The organism is Lentzea sp. NPDC092896 (assembly GCF_044754905.1).
In the GTDB taxonomy this organism is placed as follows: domain Bacteria; phylum Actinomycetota; class Actinomycetes; order Mycobacteriales; family Pseudonocardiaceae; genus Lentzea.
This window is the reverse complement of record NZ_JBIVPX010000001.1, coordinates 1,759,913-1,775,494: the sequence shown is the minus strand read 5'-3', so window position 1 is coordinate 1,775,494 and position 15,582 is coordinate 1,759,913. Positions and strand designations below refer to the sequence as shown.

At 68.3% G+C, this 15,582-nt stretch carries 19 protein-coding genes; 9 read left to right on the top strand and 10 right to left on the bottom strand.

Annotated elements, in window-relative coordinates:
• The first annotated feature begins 6 nt into the window (after positions 1 to 6).
• The 3 genes from ACIQF0_RS07950 to ACIQF0_RS07940 all read left to right on the top strand — a co-directional run bounded on the left by ACIQF0_RS07950 (position 7) and on the right by ACIQF0_RS07940 (position 2,851).
• Positions 7 to 360, top strand: coding sequence for a VOC family protein (locus ACIQF0_RS07950; protein WP_401025894.1), 354 nt, complete (start codon positions 7 to 9; stop codon positions 358 to 360).
• Between the two features lie 562 nt (positions 361 to 922).
• Positions 923 to 1,489 (top strand): GNAT family N-acetyltransferase, encoded by a 567-nt coding sequence (locus tag ACIQF0_RS07945; RefSeq protein WP_401025892.1) that lies wholly within the window; start codon positions 923 to 925, stop codon positions 1,487 to 1,489.
• Between the two features lie 516 nt (positions 1,490 to 2,005).
• Positions 2,006 to 2,851: an alpha/beta fold hydrolase gene (locus ACIQF0_RS07940; RefSeq protein ID WP_401025889.1), complete on the top strand. Its 846-nt coding sequence runs from the start codon at positions 2,006 to 2,008 to the stop codon at positions 2,849 to 2,851.
• Here the strand turns inward: ACIQF0_RS07940 and ACIQF0_RS07935 are convergent.
• The 4 genes from ACIQF0_RS07935 to ACIQF0_RS07920 form a co-directional block, all read right to left on the bottom strand.
• Complete coding sequence (locus ACIQF0_RS07935; protein WP_401025887.1) at positions 2,801 to 3,346, bottom strand: hypothetical protein; 546 nt, start codon at positions 3,344 to 3,346, stop codon at positions 2,801 to 2,803. The genes ACIQF0_RS07940 and ACIQF0_RS07935 overlap by 51 nt on opposite strands.
• Before the next feature lie 106 nt (positions 3,347 to 3,452).
• Complete coding sequence (locus tag ACIQF0_RS07930; RefSeq protein ID WP_401025884.1) at positions 3,453 to 4,781, bottom strand: ferric reductase-like transmembrane domain-containing protein; 1,329 nt, start codon at positions 4,779 to 4,781, stop codon at positions 3,453 to 3,455.
• A 55-nt stretch (positions 4,782 to 4,836) separates the two neighbouring features.
• On the bottom strand, positions 4,837 to 5,484 hold the full coding sequence (locus ACIQF0_RS07925; RefSeq protein ID WP_360029608.1) for a response regulator transcription factor: 648 nt from the start codon (positions 5,482 to 5,484) through the stop codon (positions 4,837 to 4,839).
• Positions 5,481 to 6,743 (bottom strand): sensor histidine kinase, encoded by a 1,263-nt coding sequence (locus ACIQF0_RS07920; RefSeq protein WP_401025880.1) that lies wholly within the window; start codon positions 6,741 to 6,743, stop codon positions 5,481 to 5,483. Before ACIQF0_RS07920 ends, ACIQF0_RS07925 begins: the two co-directional genes overlap by 4 nt.
• Before the next feature lie 227 nt (positions 6,744 to 6,970).
• Here ACIQF0_RS07920 and ACIQF0_RS07915 point away from each other — a divergent pair, with 227 nt between their 5' ends.
• Both ACIQF0_RS07915 and ACIQF0_RS07910 read left to right on the top strand, forming a co-directional pair.
• The gene (locus ACIQF0_RS07915; RefSeq protein WP_401025878.1) at positions 6,971 to 8,131 is read left to right on the top strand and encodes an ABC transporter substrate-binding protein; all 1,161 of its coding nucleotides are present in this window, start codon (positions 6,971 to 6,973) and stop codon (positions 8,129 to 8,131) included.
• A gap of 14 nt (positions 8,132 to 8,145) precedes the next feature.
• Entirely contained in the window at positions 8,146 to 8,898 is a 753-nt protein-coding gene (locus tag ACIQF0_RS07910; protein ID WP_401025876.1) for an MBL fold metallo-hydrolase, read from the top strand.
• Here the strand turns inward: ACIQF0_RS07910 and ACIQF0_RS07905 are convergent.
• The 3 genes from ACIQF0_RS07905 to ACIQF0_RS07895 all read right to left on the bottom strand — a co-directional run bounded on the left by ACIQF0_RS07905 (position 8,885) and on the right by ACIQF0_RS07895 (position 12,140).
• On the bottom strand, positions 8,885 to 9,307 hold the full coding sequence (locus ACIQF0_RS07905) for a VOC family protein (RefSeq protein ID WP_401025873.1): 423 nt from the start codon (positions 9,305 to 9,307) through the stop codon (positions 8,885 to 8,887). The genes ACIQF0_RS07910 and ACIQF0_RS07905 overlap by 14 nt on opposite strands.
• A gap of 10 nt (positions 9,308 to 9,317) precedes the next feature.
• Complete coding sequence (locus tag ACIQF0_RS07900) at positions 9,318 to 9,752, bottom strand: helix-turn-helix transcriptional regulator (protein ID WP_360029603.1); 435 nt, start codon at positions 9,750 to 9,752, stop codon at positions 9,318 to 9,320.
• Positions 9,753 to 9,818: 66 nt separating this feature from the next.
• On the bottom strand, positions 9,819 to 12,140 hold the full coding sequence (locus ACIQF0_RS07895; protein WP_401027749.1) for a glycosyl hydrolase family 18 protein: 2,322 nt from the start codon (positions 12,138 to 12,140) through the stop codon (positions 9,819 to 9,821).
• Positions 12,141 to 12,279: 139 nt separating this feature from the next.
• Here ACIQF0_RS07895 and ACIQF0_RS07890 point away from each other — a divergent pair, with 139 nt between their 5' ends.
• Together ACIQF0_RS07890 and ACIQF0_RS07885 are read left to right on the top strand one after the other, a co-directional pair.
• Positions 12,280 to 12,726: a hypothetical protein gene (locus tag ACIQF0_RS07890; protein WP_401025870.1), complete on the top strand. Its 447-nt coding sequence runs from the start codon at positions 12,280 to 12,282 to the stop codon at positions 12,724 to 12,726.
• A gap of 22 nt (positions 12,727 to 12,748) precedes the next feature.
• A complete protein-coding gene (locus ACIQF0_RS07885) occupies positions 12,749 to 12,985 on the top strand; it encodes a hypothetical protein (RefSeq protein WP_401025867.1) in 237 nt (78 codons plus the stop codon).
• Positions 12,986 to 13,019: 34 nt separating this feature from the next.
• Here the strand turns inward: ACIQF0_RS07885 and ACIQF0_RS07880 are convergent, their stop codons facing one another.
• Positions 13,020 to 13,457: a DUF4396 domain-containing protein gene (locus ACIQF0_RS07880; protein WP_360029599.1), complete on the bottom strand. Its 438-nt coding sequence runs from the start codon at positions 13,455 to 13,457 to the stop codon at positions 13,020 to 13,022.
• Between the two features lie 61 nt (positions 13,458 to 13,518).
• Between ACIQF0_RS07880 and ACIQF0_RS07875 the strand changes: the two genes are divergently transcribed.
• On the top strand, positions 13,519 to 13,845 hold the full coding sequence (locus ACIQF0_RS07875; RefSeq protein WP_401025864.1) for a hypothetical protein: 327 nt from the start codon (positions 13,519 to 13,521) through the stop codon (positions 13,843 to 13,845).
• Between the two features lie 49 nt (positions 13,846 to 13,894).
• Complete coding sequence (locus ACIQF0_RS07870; RefSeq protein ID WP_401025862.1) at positions 13,895 to 14,398, top strand: DUF305 domain-containing protein; 504 nt, start codon at positions 13,895 to 13,897, stop codon at positions 14,396 to 14,398.
• Here ACIQF0_RS07870 and ACIQF0_RS07865 read toward each other — a convergent pair.
• Complete coding sequence (locus ACIQF0_RS07865) at positions 14,395 to 15,390, bottom strand: YdcF family protein (RefSeq protein WP_360029596.1); 996 nt, start codon at positions 15,388 to 15,390, stop codon at positions 14,395 to 14,397. The genes ACIQF0_RS07870 and ACIQF0_RS07865 overlap by 4 nt on opposite strands.
• Positions 15,391 to 15,412: 22 nt before the next feature.
• The gene (locus ACIQF0_RS07860) at positions 15,413 to 15,580 is read right to left on the bottom strand and encodes a hypothetical protein (protein WP_177320962.1); all 168 of its coding nucleotides are present in this window, start codon (positions 15,578 to 15,580) and stop codon (positions 15,413 to 15,415) included.
• Positions 15,581 to 15,582 lie beyond the last annotated feature (2 nt).

Genomic DNA, 15,582 nt, shown 5'->3' with positions numbered 1-15,582 from the left:
GATTTCATGGCCATCCAGCCCATCATCGTGACGCCGGGCCTCGACCGGATGCAGGCGTTCTACGAGCAGGTCCTCGGAGCACGCGAGGTGTACTCGTACCCGCCGGACGGTCCGGTGTTCTACCGAACGCTGAAGATCGGCGACGCGGAACTCGGGCTCGTCGCCGAGCCTGCTGACCTGTCCGCGCCGCCGCGCATCGCGCTGAGCATCGGAGTGGCCGACGTCGACGCGTTGCTGCCGTTGGTCGAGGCCGCGGGCGGCCGCGTGCAGGGTCCGGCGAACGACATGCCCTGGGGGCAACGGGTGGCGCACGTGTTCGATCCGGACGGAAACCCGGTCAACCTGACCCAGGAGCTCTAGGGACGTTGACCCTTCTGCAGGCGTTGCCCCTTCTGCAGGCGTGGTCCCTGTCTGCAGGCGTGGTCCCTGCCTGCGGGCGTGGTCCCTGTCTGCAGGCGTGGTCCCTGCCTGCAGGCGTGGCTCAGAACGGCGCCGGACACGTCCGGGGTATCGCGCCGTGGTTGTCGCGGTCACCGTGTTTGTCGCGGTCACCGTGCTTGTCGCGGCATCTGCAGCAGCACCGACACAGATCGAATCTTGTGCGACCACGCCCCTGCCGAGTGGCTCAAGATCTCAAGTTGTCCACAGGCTTGCAGTTCGCTGACCTGCGTCTTCACTGTTCACGGTAGCCTGTGGACAGAGCGGGAACCGGAATCGCGATCTGTTCGTTCCGCATAGGAGGAAGCGCGGGGGGCGAGGAGTCGGGTCGGACCACACCGCCGGGATGGGACCTCGTCATCGGTCAGGTCAGGCTTCGTCACCGGTCGGGTCAGGCCTCGTCATCGGTCGGGTCGGGCTACCGAATCGGCCAAGTCGGGACAGTGCCCGTCACGACCGCCCCGATCGTTCTAGTCTGGCTGACATGATCCGGATCGTGCCGTCGGACGAGGTGCCGTGGGAGGACGTCGAGGCGATCTTCGACAGCTCCGAGCCCGGCAAGTGCCACTGCCAGCGGTACAAGGTGAAGGGCTGGATGTGGCGCGACTCGACGCTCGACGAACGCGTCGCCGCGCACGAGGAGCAGTCCGCGCGCGGCAGCGGCCTCGTGGCCTATGTGGACGAACAGCCCGCCGGGTGGGTGGCGGTCGAGCCGCGGTGTGACTACGCGAAGCTGCTCGACATGCCCATCCCGTGGAAGGACCGCGCCGAGGACAAGGACGACGACGGCGTGTGGGCCGTGACGTGTTTCGTGGTGCGCAAGGGGTTTCGGAAGCAGGGGCTCACCTACGAGCTGGCGGCGGCGACCGTGGAGCACGCGCGCAAGCACGGGGCCCGGGCCGTCGAGGCGTATCCGATGATCGCCGCGCCTGGGCAGAACGTCACGTGGGGCGAGTTGCACGTCGGTGCGCGGCAGGTGTTCGAGGAGGCCGGGTTCGCGCAGGTGACGCACCCGACGAAGCGGCGGTTCGTGATGAGGGTGGACTTCTGACGCCGGTGAGTTCCAAGGCGAGTGGGCTTCCCGCGCGGGCGGCCCCCAAACGAGCGGACCTTCGACGCAGACCAGGCTTCAAGAACGCGGGCTTCCGACGCAAACCGGGCTTCAAAAGCGCGGGCTTCCGACGCGGGTGGGACCCAAACGAGCGGATCTTCAACGCAGGCAGGCATCAAGGAGCGAGCGGGCTTCCGACGCAGGAGAGGCCCAAAGACGAGCGGGCTTCCGACGCAGGAGAGGCCCAAAGACGAGCGGGCTTCCGACGCAGGAGAGGCCCAAAGACGAGCGGGCTTCCGACGCAGGAGGGGCCCAAAGACGAGCGGGCTTCCTGCGCGGGTGGCGTCGAAGACGAGCGGGCATTCGACGCGGCCAGCTTCGAAAAGCGCCGGACTTCCGAGGCGAGCGGGCCCCGAAGCGAGCGGGCTTCCGACGCGAGCGGGGCCCGAAGCGAGCGGGCTTCCGAGGCGAGCGGGCCTCTAACGCAGTTCGACTTCTGATGTGGAGGGACTTCTGATGCGGTTCGACGAGATCGTCATCCAGACTGAGCGGGGCGACGTTCCGGCGCTGGCCGCGGGCGACGGGCCGGTCGTCGTGTGCTGGCACGGGTTTCCCGACCATCCGGCGTCGTTCGGCCCCCTCGCCGAACGACTGGTGGCCGCCGGGCGCCGGGTGGTCACGCCGTTCCTGCGCGGGCATCACCCGTCGACGGCGGACCAACTGACGTTCAGCGACGGACTGACGCTGGCCGCGGACGCCGCCGCGGTGAACTCGGCGCTGGGTGGGGCGGTCGACGTGATCGGGCACGACATCGGGGCGGGGGTGGCCGGGCGGCTCGCGGCCGTCAGGCCCGACCTGGTTCGGCGGGTGATCACCATGTCGGTGCCGCCGCCGGCGACGCTGGGGCGGATCTTCGACGAACCCGCGCAGCAGCAACGGTTCTTCTACCTGTTTCTGTTCCAGGTGCCTGGGGTCGGTGAGGCGCTGCTGAACGACACGTTGATCGACTACCTGTGGCGCACCTGGTCACCGGGCCTGGAAGTGCCGGACTACGTCAGCGACATGTACGCGGATCCGGCGATCCGGGCCAACGCGCTGAAGCTGTACCGGGCCAACTTCGACCGGTCGTTGCACGATCCCGAGCTCGCCGATCTGGCCAAGCGAGCCGAGAAGCCCGCGGAGGTCCCGATGCTGGTGCTGGCCGGCGCCCGGGACGGGTGCATCACGCCGGACAACTACGCCGATGCCGCCACGGGTCTCGCGCCCGGTTCCCGGGTCGAGATCGTGGCGGGCGGCGGGCACTTCCTGCAGTTAGACAGCACCGACGAGGTCGCGGCGCTGGCCCTTGACTGGCTGGGCTGACTTGCGGATCCGGCCCCACGGCTTGAACACGGACAGGACGTAGGCGAACAGCAGCAGGGTGGGCGCGACTACCACCGGGTGGATGAGTCCAGAAGGGATCACGGCGGACGGGTCGCCCGCCAGCATGCGCCGGCCGATCCGGGCGGCTTCCGCTACGCCGGGGCGCAGGGCGAACGCGATCAGCAGGGACATGCCCACGTTCAGCACCAGCTTGATCGCGACCCACCAGTACCTGACGAGGCCGTACTTGCTGCCGACGCCGAGCACGACGCCGGAGATCATGCAGACGACGCTGGCACCGAACATCGGCCAGATCGCGAAGAGGTCCACCGCCTGGATCGCGACGCCTGCGGTGCCGGCGTCCTTAGTGGACAGTGCGATCACGACGAGGATCCCCAGCGCGAGGTCGATGCCGAGCCACGCCGCCGCCGACAGGACGTGCACGAGCAGCACGGCCTTGCGGGCGCGGCCACTGAGCTTGCGGGTGGTAGCCATTGCTCTCCCTCTCTCGTGGTGTCGAGATCCATGCTCGTCACCACGAGGGGCCGCATCATCCGCTCACGCTCTGATCTCGCCTACGTCAGTTTGCGTACAAAGAGCATCAGGCCAGGCCGAACTTCTCGGCGTGCACCTGGCCGCGAGGCACGTTGAGCGCCCGGAGTCCGCTCAGCACAGCCGCGGTCATCGCCGGCGGGCCGCAGACGTACACGTCGCGAACCACGACGTCGGGTACCAGCTGTCGCAAGGCGCCCGGTTCGAACGGCCGGGCTCCCTGGCCGGTCCTGCCGGTGAGCAGGTGCAGCCGGCCGCGGCGGGCCGCGACCAGTTGGCGCAACTCGTTCAGCAGCACGGCCTCGCGCTCGTCACGCACCCGGTAGAGCACGACGAAGTCGCCGGGGACGTGCTCCTGCAGCAGCGCTCGGATGGGTGTGACACCGACACCGCCCGCGATCAGCAGCACGCCCGGCCGGGTTCGGTGCAGCGAGGTGAACGCCCCGTACGGGCCTTCGACGAACACGCGTGTCCCGACCTGCAGGGTGCGCAGGCCCGCGCTGCCCTTGCCGACGGCCTTGGCGGTCAGCCGCAGCGTGCGGCCGTCGGGCTCGGCCGACAGCGAGAACGGGTTCGCGAGCCACCAGTGGCGGTGTCCGGGGAACCGCCAGATGCAGAACTGGCCGGACTTGGCGGCCAGCCGGTCGAGACCCTGTCCGGTCACGTACACCGACACCGCGTCGGGCGACTCCGGCACGACGGCCGCGACCCGGAACTGGTGGCGGGAGTTGAGGATCAGCGGCGTCACGATCCGGCCCGCGACCAGCGAACCGAAGGCGAACAGCCACAGCGCCCACCAGTAGACCGTCGCGAACACCGACGACTTGAACGTCGTGGTCTCCAGCAGCTGGTGCACGAACGCGAGCCCGAGCGCCAAGTACAGCAGCAGGTGCAGGCCGTGCCAGGTCTCGTACTGCAGTCGCCGCCGGATCGCGCGCGTCGAGACGACCCCGATCACCACGATGGTGGTCGCCGCGAGCATGCCGAGCAGCGAGGCGGGAACACCCGCCAGCGCGAGGAACGTCTTCCCCATCGACGCGTCGTCCAGGGTCGCGTAGCCCAACACGACGATCGTGGCGTGCGTGAGGACCGTCCACAACAGCGTGAAACCGGTCCACCGGTGCCACACCGTCAGGCGGTCCATGCCGATGCGCCGGTCCAGCCACGGCAGCCGCGCCACCAGCAGCAACTGGAACATCATGATCAGCGCGGCGTGCAGGCCGAAGAACTTCGCGACGGTGAGAACCTCGTTCTTGCCCGCACCCGCGGTCAGGAAGAGGAACTCGACGATCGCCAGGTTCACGACGACGAAAGCCCACAGCGCCAATCGCGCCTGGGTGACCGGGGCCAGACCGTTGCGGCGCGAGTTCGTCGTCACCAAGCCCACCTCTCACGGCGATGTGAAGCCGGGACAGTATGAGTTCCCGACAGCTTCAGCCGCCAGGCGTGACGATCCCTCTCTCGTAGGCGAACACCACGGCGTGCGTGCGGTCGCGCAGACCGAGCTTGGTCAGCACACGGGAGACGTGCGTCTTCACGGTGGTCTCCCCCAGGAACAACGTCGCGGCGATCTCCGCGTTGGACGCGCCCTTGGCCAGCTCCACCAGCACCTCGAACTCACGGTCGGTGAGCTCCGGCGGGCGCGTGCGTTCCCTTGGCGCCGTGCTGAAGCGGGCGATCACTCGTCGTGTCACCTCGGGCGAGAGCAACGCGTCCCCGCGCGCAACGACCCGCACGGACTCCACTAGGTCTTCCGGCGAGGCGTTCTTCAGCAGGAACCCGCTCGCGCCCGCCTGCAGCGCCTCGAAGAGGTAGTCCTCTCGGTCGAACGTGGTCAGGATGACGACTCGGGTGCCCTGACCCGCGGAAAGGATGTGGCGGGTGGCTTCCAGGCCGTCCATGCGCGGCATCTGGACGTCCATCAGGACGACGTCGGGGCGCAGCGACGCGACGAGTTCCACGGCCTGGGCGCCGTCGCCCGCCTCACCGACGACCTCGATGCCGGGCTCGGTGCCGAGGATGACCCGGAACCCGGCGCGGACCAGGTCCTGGTCGTCGGCCAGCACGACTCGCAAGCTCACGCCTTCTCCTCCACCACGGTCGGCAGTGACGCACGGACCAGATAGCCCGCGTCACGCCGTGGACCTACTTCCAGCGAACCGCCGTGCACGGCAAGACGTTCGCGCATACCGACGAGCCCGAATCCCGGATTCGTGGACGCGGCACGGCCACGGCCGTCGTCGGCGATCTCCAGTTCCAGAGCGCTGTCCAGGAACCGCATCCGCACGTCGACATGGTGCGCGCCGGCGTGCTTGACCACGTTCGTGAGTGCTTCCTGCACGACGCGATACGCCGACAACGCGACACCGGGTGGCACGTCGCGAGGTGCGCCGTAGACGCCGTGCGAGACATCAAGGCCGGCCGCGCGGGCACTGTCGAACAGTTCCGGCAGGTCGTCCAGGCCGGGCGCCGCCTTCAGATCGGGCTCCGCGTCGGCCCGCAGCACGCCCAGCAGGCCGCGCAGTTCGCTGATCGCGGTCCGGGCGGTCTGCTCGACGGTCTGCAACGCGTCGCGGGCCATGACGGGATCGGAGTCGAGAACCCGGCGCGCGGCACCGGCCTGGATGCCCATCACGGACACGTGGTGCGCCACGACGTCGTGCAGGTCGCGGGCGATGCGCATGCGTTCGGCGGCGATGGCGCCACGGGTGTTCTGCTCCTGCGAACGGCGCAGCTCCTCGGCCTGGAACTCCAGCTGGGCCCGGCGCCGGGCGCCCGACCAAGCCATCTCCCCCACCACGTAGGCGAGCATGAAGAAGAAGATGTTGAACTCCAGTCCGTAGAGGACGGAGGCGAGCACCGGGTCCATCGGCCCGGCGGCGTCCTTGAAATCGCCCTTGGGGCCGAGCAGGGAACGCACGAGGCTGAACCCGAGCCACAGGAACATGGCCCCGATCACTCCGATGCGGGACCAGCGCGCGAGGCGGCGGTTCTGCTCCCACGCGCCGACCGTGTAGATCGCGAGGAACAGGATCGCGGAGGGCACCAGGGTGTCGCCGGCGCGGTTGATCTGCGCTGCGATGAACAGGGCCGACACCACGAGCATGACTGCCAGCGGATAGCGGCGGCGCACGACCAGCGGCACGGACAACGCGAGCACCCAGGCGAGCTGCGCGGGCAGACCGGGCGGGTCCCGGAAGACGTACGCACCCATGCTGTTGACCAGCGTGGTGACCTCGACGGCGCACAGCAGCACGATCACGGCGATGCCGATGTCGCGCCGCCGTTGCGCGGGCGTCGGGCCTGGCCGCCGCCACTCGTTCCACACGGGCTCTTCCACCCGATCACGGTACCCGGCACGCGTTTTGCATCGGAAATCGAAGCAGTTCACCCCGCGGGGGTGTTCCGGGCCACAAAATTGGACGACCCCCGTCCCCCTGTTCAATACTGCGGCCCCGCCGCTGATTCATTTCTCCTGCGACAAGGCCTGGAATGTCCATTCGTCAGCTGTTCTTGCCCACTGTCCTCCTACTGGCGGCGCTCACCGGCTGCGCGGGGAATGACCAGATGAATCAGCCGGTCAGGACCGGCCCTGGCATCACCGACGAGGCGATCTCACTCGGCGTCCTGACCGACATGACCGGTCCCTTCAAAGGGACTTCAGTTCTCCGGATTCGCGGATATGAACTTTATCTGGACCAGGTCAACAAACGCGGCGGCGTGTGCGGACGGCGTATCGAACTGAAGCAGAAGGACCACGCCTACGACGTTCAGAAGGCACTGGACGGCTATTTCGAGCTCGAGCCGCAGGTGCTGGGATTCATCGACGTGACCGGCCAGCCGATGACCGCGGCCATCGAGCCCGACCTGATGCAGACGCGGGCGCTCACCGTGCCCGGCTCGTGGGCGGCCTCCCTGCTGGGCAACCCGCACATGATGATCGTCGGCACCACCTACGACCTCGACATCATCAACGGCCTCGACCACCACAAGCGCAAGGGCTCGCTGAAGGACGGCGACACGATCGGTCACCTGCACCTCAAGGGCAGCTTCGGCGAGAACGCGCTGGAGGGCAGCCGGTTCGTCGCGGAGAACTGGGGCATGAAGATCTCGGAGCAGGCGGTCACCGAGACGACGGCGAACCTCACCACCCAGATCGCCGCGCTGAAGGCGGCCGACGCCAAGGTCCTGGTGCTCAGCCTGACGCCGCCGCAGACCGCCGCGGCCGTGGGGATCGCCGCACAGCTCGGCTGGACGGTGCCGATCCTGTCGAGCGCGGTCAGCTACGACCCGGCGATCATGCAGTCGCCGGTGGCCGCGGTGTTCGCCGAGCAGGTCCTGTTGACGGCACCGGTCGCGCCGTGGAGCGGCGAGGCGCGGGGCGTCCGGGAACTGCGCGACGCCTACGGGCAACGGTGGCCGGGCGAACCGGGTTCGCTCAACACCGTGCACGGCTACACGGTCGCGTTGGCGTACGTCGCGGTGCTGGAGAAGGCGTGCGAGAAGAAGGACCTCACGCGTGACGGCGTGCTGCGGGCGTTCCACGAGACCAACTCCATCGACACCCTGGGACTCACCGGCGAGCTGCGCTTCTCGTTGGTGGGACGGCCTTCCGCGACGCAGTCGTACATGAGCAGGCCGGACGCGGGCGTGCCCGGAACGTTGAAGGTCGAGCAGAACCTGTTCGAGTCGGAACTGGTGAAGCTCAAGGGAACGCGGGCCCGTTGATCTACGGTTGACCGATGGACCTCAGCCTGACCGTGCTCGGGTGCGCGACGCCGTACCCGAGCACGGACAACCCGTGTTCGGGCTATCTGGTGTCGCACGGCGACACTCGCGTGTGGATGGACGCCGGCACCGGCACGCTCGGCCCGTTGCAGCGCCACACGCGGCTGGAGGACCTGGACGCGATCTGGATCTCGCACCTGCACGCCGACCACAGCGCGGACCTGCTCACCGCCTACTACGCCCTGCTGTTCGCGGACGTCGAACGCGAGCCGGTCCCCCTGTACGGCCCTCCCGGCATCGCCGACCGCCTCGCCGGGTTCCTCACCAACGGACCGGTGCGCAGCCCGATCGAGGACGGGTTCGCGATCACCGAGTTGCACGACGGCCACCAGGCCGCGGTCGGTTCGCTGCGGCTGACCACGGCGGCGGTCGAGCACGGCATCCCGGCGTTCGGCGTCCGGATCGAGTCCGAGAACCGCTCGCTGACCTACTCCGGCGACACCGCGGCGTGCCAGAGCCTCGTCGAACTGGCCCGCGGCACCGACGTGCTGCTGTGCGAGGCCGAGAGCGCGGAGAAGACTCCGGACATGGCCCACCACACGCCGGAAGACGCAGGTGAGACGGCATCCCGGGCGGGTGCGGGACGGTTGGTCGTCACGCACGTGGGCCGCTTCCTGGCTCCTCAGGAAGCGGTCGCCCGTGCCTCGGCCCGATACGCGGGGCAGGTCGACTACGCCGCGCCGGGCACCACGTTCAGAGTTGGTTGACGCGGACCAGGTTGCCGGCCGGGTCGCGGAACGCGCAGTCCCGCACGCCCCACGGCTGGTCCTCGGGCTCCTGCAGCACTTCGCCCGCACCTGACTTCTCGACCCATTCGCGCGCACGGTCGAACGTGCCCTGCAGGTCCTTGGTGGCGAGCGAAAGTGCCGTGTAGACGCCCTTCGCCATGAGGACGGCGATCGTGCGGCGTTCCTCGTCGCTCACGCCGGGATCGGCGGCGGGCGGGTGCAGCACGATGCCGGTCTCGGGCTGGTCGGGCGGACCGACGGTGATCCAGCGCATGGTGCCCTGGCCGACGTCCTGGCGGACCTCGAAGCCGAGCGCGTCGCGGAAGAAGCCGAGTGACTTCTCGGGGTCGTCTGCGGGCAGGAAGGCCGCGGCGATGATGACTGACATGCCGGTCAACCTAATCGGACGGACCGGTCGCCGCTTCTCGATTCCTGATCGGCCTCATCACGGCCTTGGCCAGGCAGTTCGGGATGCCCTGCCCGTCCTCGCCGGCGACCTTCTTGTACTGGCTCGGCGACATGCCGACCAGTTCGGAGAAACGGGTGCTGAACGTGCCGAGCGACGTGCAGCCGACCTCGAAGCAGACGTCGGTGACGGACATGTCGCCCCGGCGCAGCAACGTCATGGCCCGCTCGATGCGGCGGGTCATCAGGTAGCTGTAGGGCGACTCGCCGAACGCCGCGCGGAACGCCCGCGAGAGATGCCCCGCGGACAGGTGCACGCCGCGAGCCAGCGCCGCGACGTCCAGCGGTTGCCGGTACTCGCGGTCGATCCGGTCGCGGACCTTGCGGAGCAGCAGGAGTTCCTGCAGGCGCGGGTCTTGGGCGGTCACGATGAACAGCCTAAGCCCCGCGCCTGACAGTTTCCTGACTTCGAGCCGGAGAGAACTCAGGGAGTGCTAGCAGGCACCCTGGTCACGCCAGACGCCCCACTCGCCGGTGGTTCCTGGCTCCTCGCCGGTCGTCCACCACTGGGCACGCCACTTGCGACCGTTGTGCGACACCTCGTTGCCACCGGTGTAGACCTTGCCGCGCTCCCACGCGGGCAGCGAGCAGGCCGGCGGGTTCGTGGTGGTCGTGGTCGTGGTGGTCGTAGTAGTGGTGGTCGTGGACGTCGTAGTGGACGTCGGCGGGTTGCCGCCGCCGATGCGCGGGTAGTCCGCGGTGATCGCGTACGACTGACCGCCGAACGTGAACACGAAGTTCGACGGCGTCGAGATCGGCAGCTGGTAGCTGACGGTCACGTCGATCGACGCGCCCGGTGCCAGCGACTGCCACGACGGCAGCGTGAGCTCCGCCTTCTGGAAGTCGCCCTTCAGGCCGCCGACGTTGGCCCCGCTGTGTCCCTTCGACACGATCTTCAGCCCGAATCCGGACTGGTCGGCCATGCTGCCCGGCGCGCTGGTGCCGTAGTCGAACGCGATCTTCGTGCCACCGGGGATGGTGACGGTCGAGCGGTTCGTGAACTTGATCTTCGGCGTGATCGGGTAGTTGTTGTCGCCCAACGCGAAGCCGTAGACGTCCACGTCGACCGCGAGGGACTGGGTCTGCTGCGTCGTGGCCTTCTGGGCACCGTAAGGCGCGGCGCCGTTCAGGCCGGTGTTGATGGTCGACAGCAGCGTGTCGCCGATGAAGTACTCCTTCTTCACGGAGTCGTACCTGTAGTCGCCCGCGAGCTCCCAGATCATGATGCCGCCGAGGCCCTTGTCCTTGACGTACTTGGCCTTCTCCGCGATCGACTGCTCGGTCTCGGTGGACAGGAACACCTTCTTGTCGTCGTTCCACAGCCACGGCGACTTCAACGTCGAGTCGTAGTACGGCGCGTACGTGCCGGTGAGGCGGTCGGTCGGGTCGTTGACCGGGTCCAGGCCGTACTGCGAGGAGTACGAACCGGTGATCTTGGCTTCCAGGTTCTTGGTGTGCCACAACGGGTTCACACCGGACGGAACCTCGGCGCCACCCGCGGTGACGTCGTGCCAGATGTTGTCGATGCCGGCCGCGCCGTTGCCGCACGGCGTGGTCGAGCCGACCGACGAACCGGTGCCGGGCGGGCACTGCGACTGGTTGGGCAGCGGAGCCTTGCCCCACAACCCGTTCGTGCCACCGGTGACGCCCTGCCAGCCGCGCGAGTAGAACGGCACGCCGATGTTGATGCGCCCGGCCTGCATGGCGCCGCGGAAGTAGTGGTACGCCCAGTCGGTGTTCAGGTACCCCATGCCCTCGTACTGACCCGCGCCGTACACGCCGCCGGCCGCGAGCTCCCCGTCCTTGCCGTCGTCGTAGAGAGCCGCGTTCGGGCCGACGAACTGGTTCCACGAACCGTGCAGGTCGTAGCTCATGACGTTGAGGTAGTCGAGGTACTTGGTGACCTGGTACGCCTCCTGGCCGCGCAGCAGCCAGCCGGACGCGGGCACGGCGGCGGTCAGCATGTAGTGCTTGCCGTCGGCGGCACCGGCGCGGTCGAGCTTCTCGCGCAGCGTCTTCATGATCTTCTCGTAGCCGGCCCACAGCGTGCCGCGGTTGGCGTTGGAGATCCAGAAGTCGTCCGGGTTGCCGGCGTGGTTGTTCGACGTCGCGTACTCGTAGTCGATGTCGGCGCCGTTGAAGCCGTACTTGCGCAGGAACTCCACGGTGCTGTCGGCGAACGTGTCGATCGCCGCCTGGTTCTGGCCGAGCTTGTAGAAGCCGCCCGACGCGTTGCGCGTGCCGTCGGCGTTGAAGAAGCCGCCGGTCTCCGCCCAGCCGCCGACCGAGATCAGCGTCTTGACGTTCGGGTACTGCTTCTTGAACTTCGTGAGCTGGTTGAAGTTCCCCTTGTAGGGCAGCGACGGGTCCATCTCGGCGCCGGCTACGCCCGGCCACTCCATGCCGATGGACGAGTTGTTCGCGTTGCTGTCACCGACCGAGATCTTGTTCTGGCCGTCGATGTGCGCGAACGCGTAGTTCAGGTGCGTGACCTTGTTCCAGGGGATGTCCTTGGCGAGGTACCCCGGCTGGCCGTTCTTGCCGGTCCGCCAGCTGGTGAAGTACCCGATGACACGTCTGGACTTGTCCCCCATGTTCTCGCGGCCGGCGGTGTCGTAGACCGTGCAGTACGGCGATTCGACACCCGGCGTCTTGTACAGCCCGTCCGGCCGGCAGTCCTCGTGGGCTGCGGCTGCGGTGGGCGCGTTGGTCACGGCTATCACGGTCCCGGCTAGCAGAGCTAGCACCGGGACCACTCTGGCGAGCAGTCGCAAGGGAAAGGACCTCCTGGCTAGGGCGGCGGCCACTGGCAGGAACGGTAAAATGGTCCAGACCTTTGCGTCAATAGTCGATCACTGACAAAAGGTGTCAGTGAATCGGTTTAGCGTCTTTTCCATGAGTGAGAACGATTTCAACTTCCTGCACGGCCGCTGGCGGGTCGCCAACCGCAAGATCGCCGACATCGTCGGGCGCGGCACCGAGTGGGTCGAGTTCGAGACGCGGGCCGAGGCCAGACCCCTGCTGGGCGGCGCGGCGATCATCGACAGCGTCTTCGCGGACGACTGGGAGGGCATGACCCTGCGCCAGTACGACCCGGCCGGCGACGTCTGGCGCATCTGGTGGGCCTCCACCCGCGCTCCCGGACACCTCGACCCGCCGCTGGAGGGGCGGTTCGACGACGGGCACGGGGTGTTCTTCGGTGACGACGTGGTCGGCGGGCACGCGGTGAAGGTGCGGTTCGACTGGACGGTGGCCCCCGAACCCGTCTGGCAGCAGCAGTTCTCCTACGACGGCGGCGAGTCCTGGGAGACGAACTGGGTGATGACGTTCAGCCGCGCCTGACCAGCGCGTTCAAGGTTCCGCCATGACCGCGTCGGCATCCTGGGACCTCACACCGAACTGGGGAGGTTCCATGGTGGGCAGGAAGACCGCGGGCGCACTGGCGCTCGCAGCGGCCGCGCTCGTGCTGGGCATCGGCGCGGCGGCGGCCGCGGAGGACAACCGCGACCTGGGCACGGACGGCACGCGGGTGACGTCGGAACACGCCGACGCCACAAAACCGCCGACGCTGGTCGCGCAGCCCGACGGCAAGGAGCAGTGACGGGAAGGCCGGGGCACCTGCCCCGGCCTTTCTCTCAGTGGTGGTGCTGGTGGACGACCGCGTGGCCCTTGCCGCGCGCGATCATCCAGCGGTTCACCGGCACCGTCACCACGAACGCGACGGCCAGTGAGAACACCAGCGCCGCCCAGAACACCCAGTTCGCGAGGCCGGCGTTCATCGCGCCGGGCACGAGCAGCATCACCGCGTTGTCGACGACCTCCATGACCGCGATCGACACGGTGTCCGCGGCCAGCGCCACCCCGAGGGCCGCCTTGAACGCGAGGCCCGAGCGCAGCACCGGGCGGATCGTCAGCGAGTAGCCGAACACGAACGCGAGCACCACGGACAGCACGACCGTGGCGAGGTTGCCCCAGCCCAGCGCCGTGCCGATGACCATGCCGAGCACCTCGCCGATCGCGCAGCCGGTGAGGCAGTGCAGCGTCGCGGAGATCGCCTGCCTGGTAAGACTCATGACGGGGACAATACCCCTAGGGGGTACCCGTATCAAGCCCGGTAGTCGTAGGGTGTGCCGCATGACGAGGCGCCGGTTCACCCAATGGGTGCTGCTGTGCGCGCTCGTCTTCTCCGTCGTGGGAATGCACCACGTCGCGGCGGCGGAGACTCCCCACGCCGCGCACACGATGTCCCAGCAACAGGAACAGCCCCACGAACACGACCTGACGCACCTGTGCCTCGCGGTCTTGGTCGCCGCGGCCGTCGTGCTGCTGGGCTGGTTCCTGGTCCGGACGGCCCTCCCCCGGCTCGCCGAGCCCGTGGGCGAAACGCCGGCGAGCACCCCTCAACGTCCGCCTCCTGGCGGAAGACAGCTCCTCACGACTCTCTGCGTGCTGCGGAACTGAGTTCGTCAGTCCACCCAGCACCGTCCACAAACGCAGAGAGAAGAATCCCTTGAAGAAGTCCCTCATCGGGGCTGTCGTCGGCATGCTCATCTTGGGCGCCTGCGGCGGTCCCGCGAACACGGCTGCCGACGTCACGTTCGCGCAAGCCATGGTCCCGCACCACGAGCAGGCGCTGGAGATGGCGAAGCTCGTGCCGTCGCGCAGCAGCGACGACGAGGTCCGCTCCCTCGCCCAGCGCATCGAGAAGGCGCAGGGCCCGGAGATCGCTCAGATGAACGAGTGGCTCCAGCAGTGGGGCGCCGAGCAGGACCACGCCGGCCACGACATGACCGGGATGATGAGCCAGGACGACATGGCGAAGCTGGAGAGGTCCAGCGGCGCCGAGTTCGACCGGCTGTGGCTCGACATGATGATCAAGCACCACGAAGGTGCCGTCGAGATGGCGAAGACCGAGCTCGCCCAGGGCGAGGACGACAAGGCGAAGAAGCTCGCTCAGGCGATCGTCGACGGCCAGCAGCAGGAGATCACCGAGATGAAGGCGCTCCTGGGCTAGCCGATCTGGGTCAGCGCGAGCCCGCCCGCCATCAGCACGGCGCACGCCAGGCCGTGCACGACGGGGTTGCGGACCAGGAGCGCCACGAACTCACGCAGGAACGCGCTCGGCACGAAGTACCAGGCCGTGGGCGCGCCGATGACCTGCAGCCGCAGGCCCTGCTTGCGGGAGAGCACGGCGGTGCGGAACACGTGGTAGTTGTTCGTGACCGCGACGACCCGGCCGTTGAGACCTCGTTCGGCGAGCAAAGCCTTGCTGTAGCGCAGGTTCTCCTCGGTCGTGGTCGCCTGGTCCTCCATCACGACGTCGGCGTCGGGCACGCCGTGCTCGAGGAGGTACTCGCGCATGGCGAACGCCTCGGAGACCTCCTCGTCCGCGCCCTGCCCACCGGACACGACGAGCACGGGTGACCGGCCGGCCTCGCGGTCGCGGTGGTAGAGCCGCATCGCGCGGTCGAGCCGGTTCGCCAGCAGCTTCGGCACGCGGGATCCGATCAGGCCCGCGCCGAGCACCACGATGCCGTCGAACCCGTGGCGGCGGCCCGTGCGGCCGTAGATCACCGAGTACAGCAGGAGGCTCACGAACAAGAACGCGATGTACGCCGACATCAGGAACAGGCCGATGGCGGTGCCGCGAATCCAGTCGTTGGGCTGGGCGATTCCCCAGAAGAAGTAGATCATCTCGCCGAGCAGGGCGATGCCCGCGAGCAACGACAGGAGGTTGCCCAGCGAACGGCCCTCGCGGCGGACCATCACCATGCCGTTGGCCAGCAAGGCGAGCGGGAGCAGCAGCAGGCCGAGCACGGCCAGCATGAACACGAGCAGCAACGGCAGGCTCAGCACCGGGTTGTCCCGCCCGGCCTCCGCCAGCAACAGCAGCAGCATCACGAGCGAGATGCCGAGCCAGACGGCGTTGCTCAGCCTGCGGCGGTCACGCACCATCCCGATGACGAAGAAGAGGGCGGGGATGAGGAAGAGCAGGCCTGCTAGCACCGGCCAAGGGTAGTACCGGTGATCACTCGTCGCTCTCGGGCGCCGGAACCGGCTTCGGGCGCGGCCTCAAGCGCACCGCGCCCGCCGTCAGGTCGAGCGGTCCGGTCTCCTCGTAGTCCTCACCGGTGCCCGCGTCCGTCGCCTCGCGGCGGACCTTGGGGCCCGGGAACAACTCACCCAACTGTCCCATGC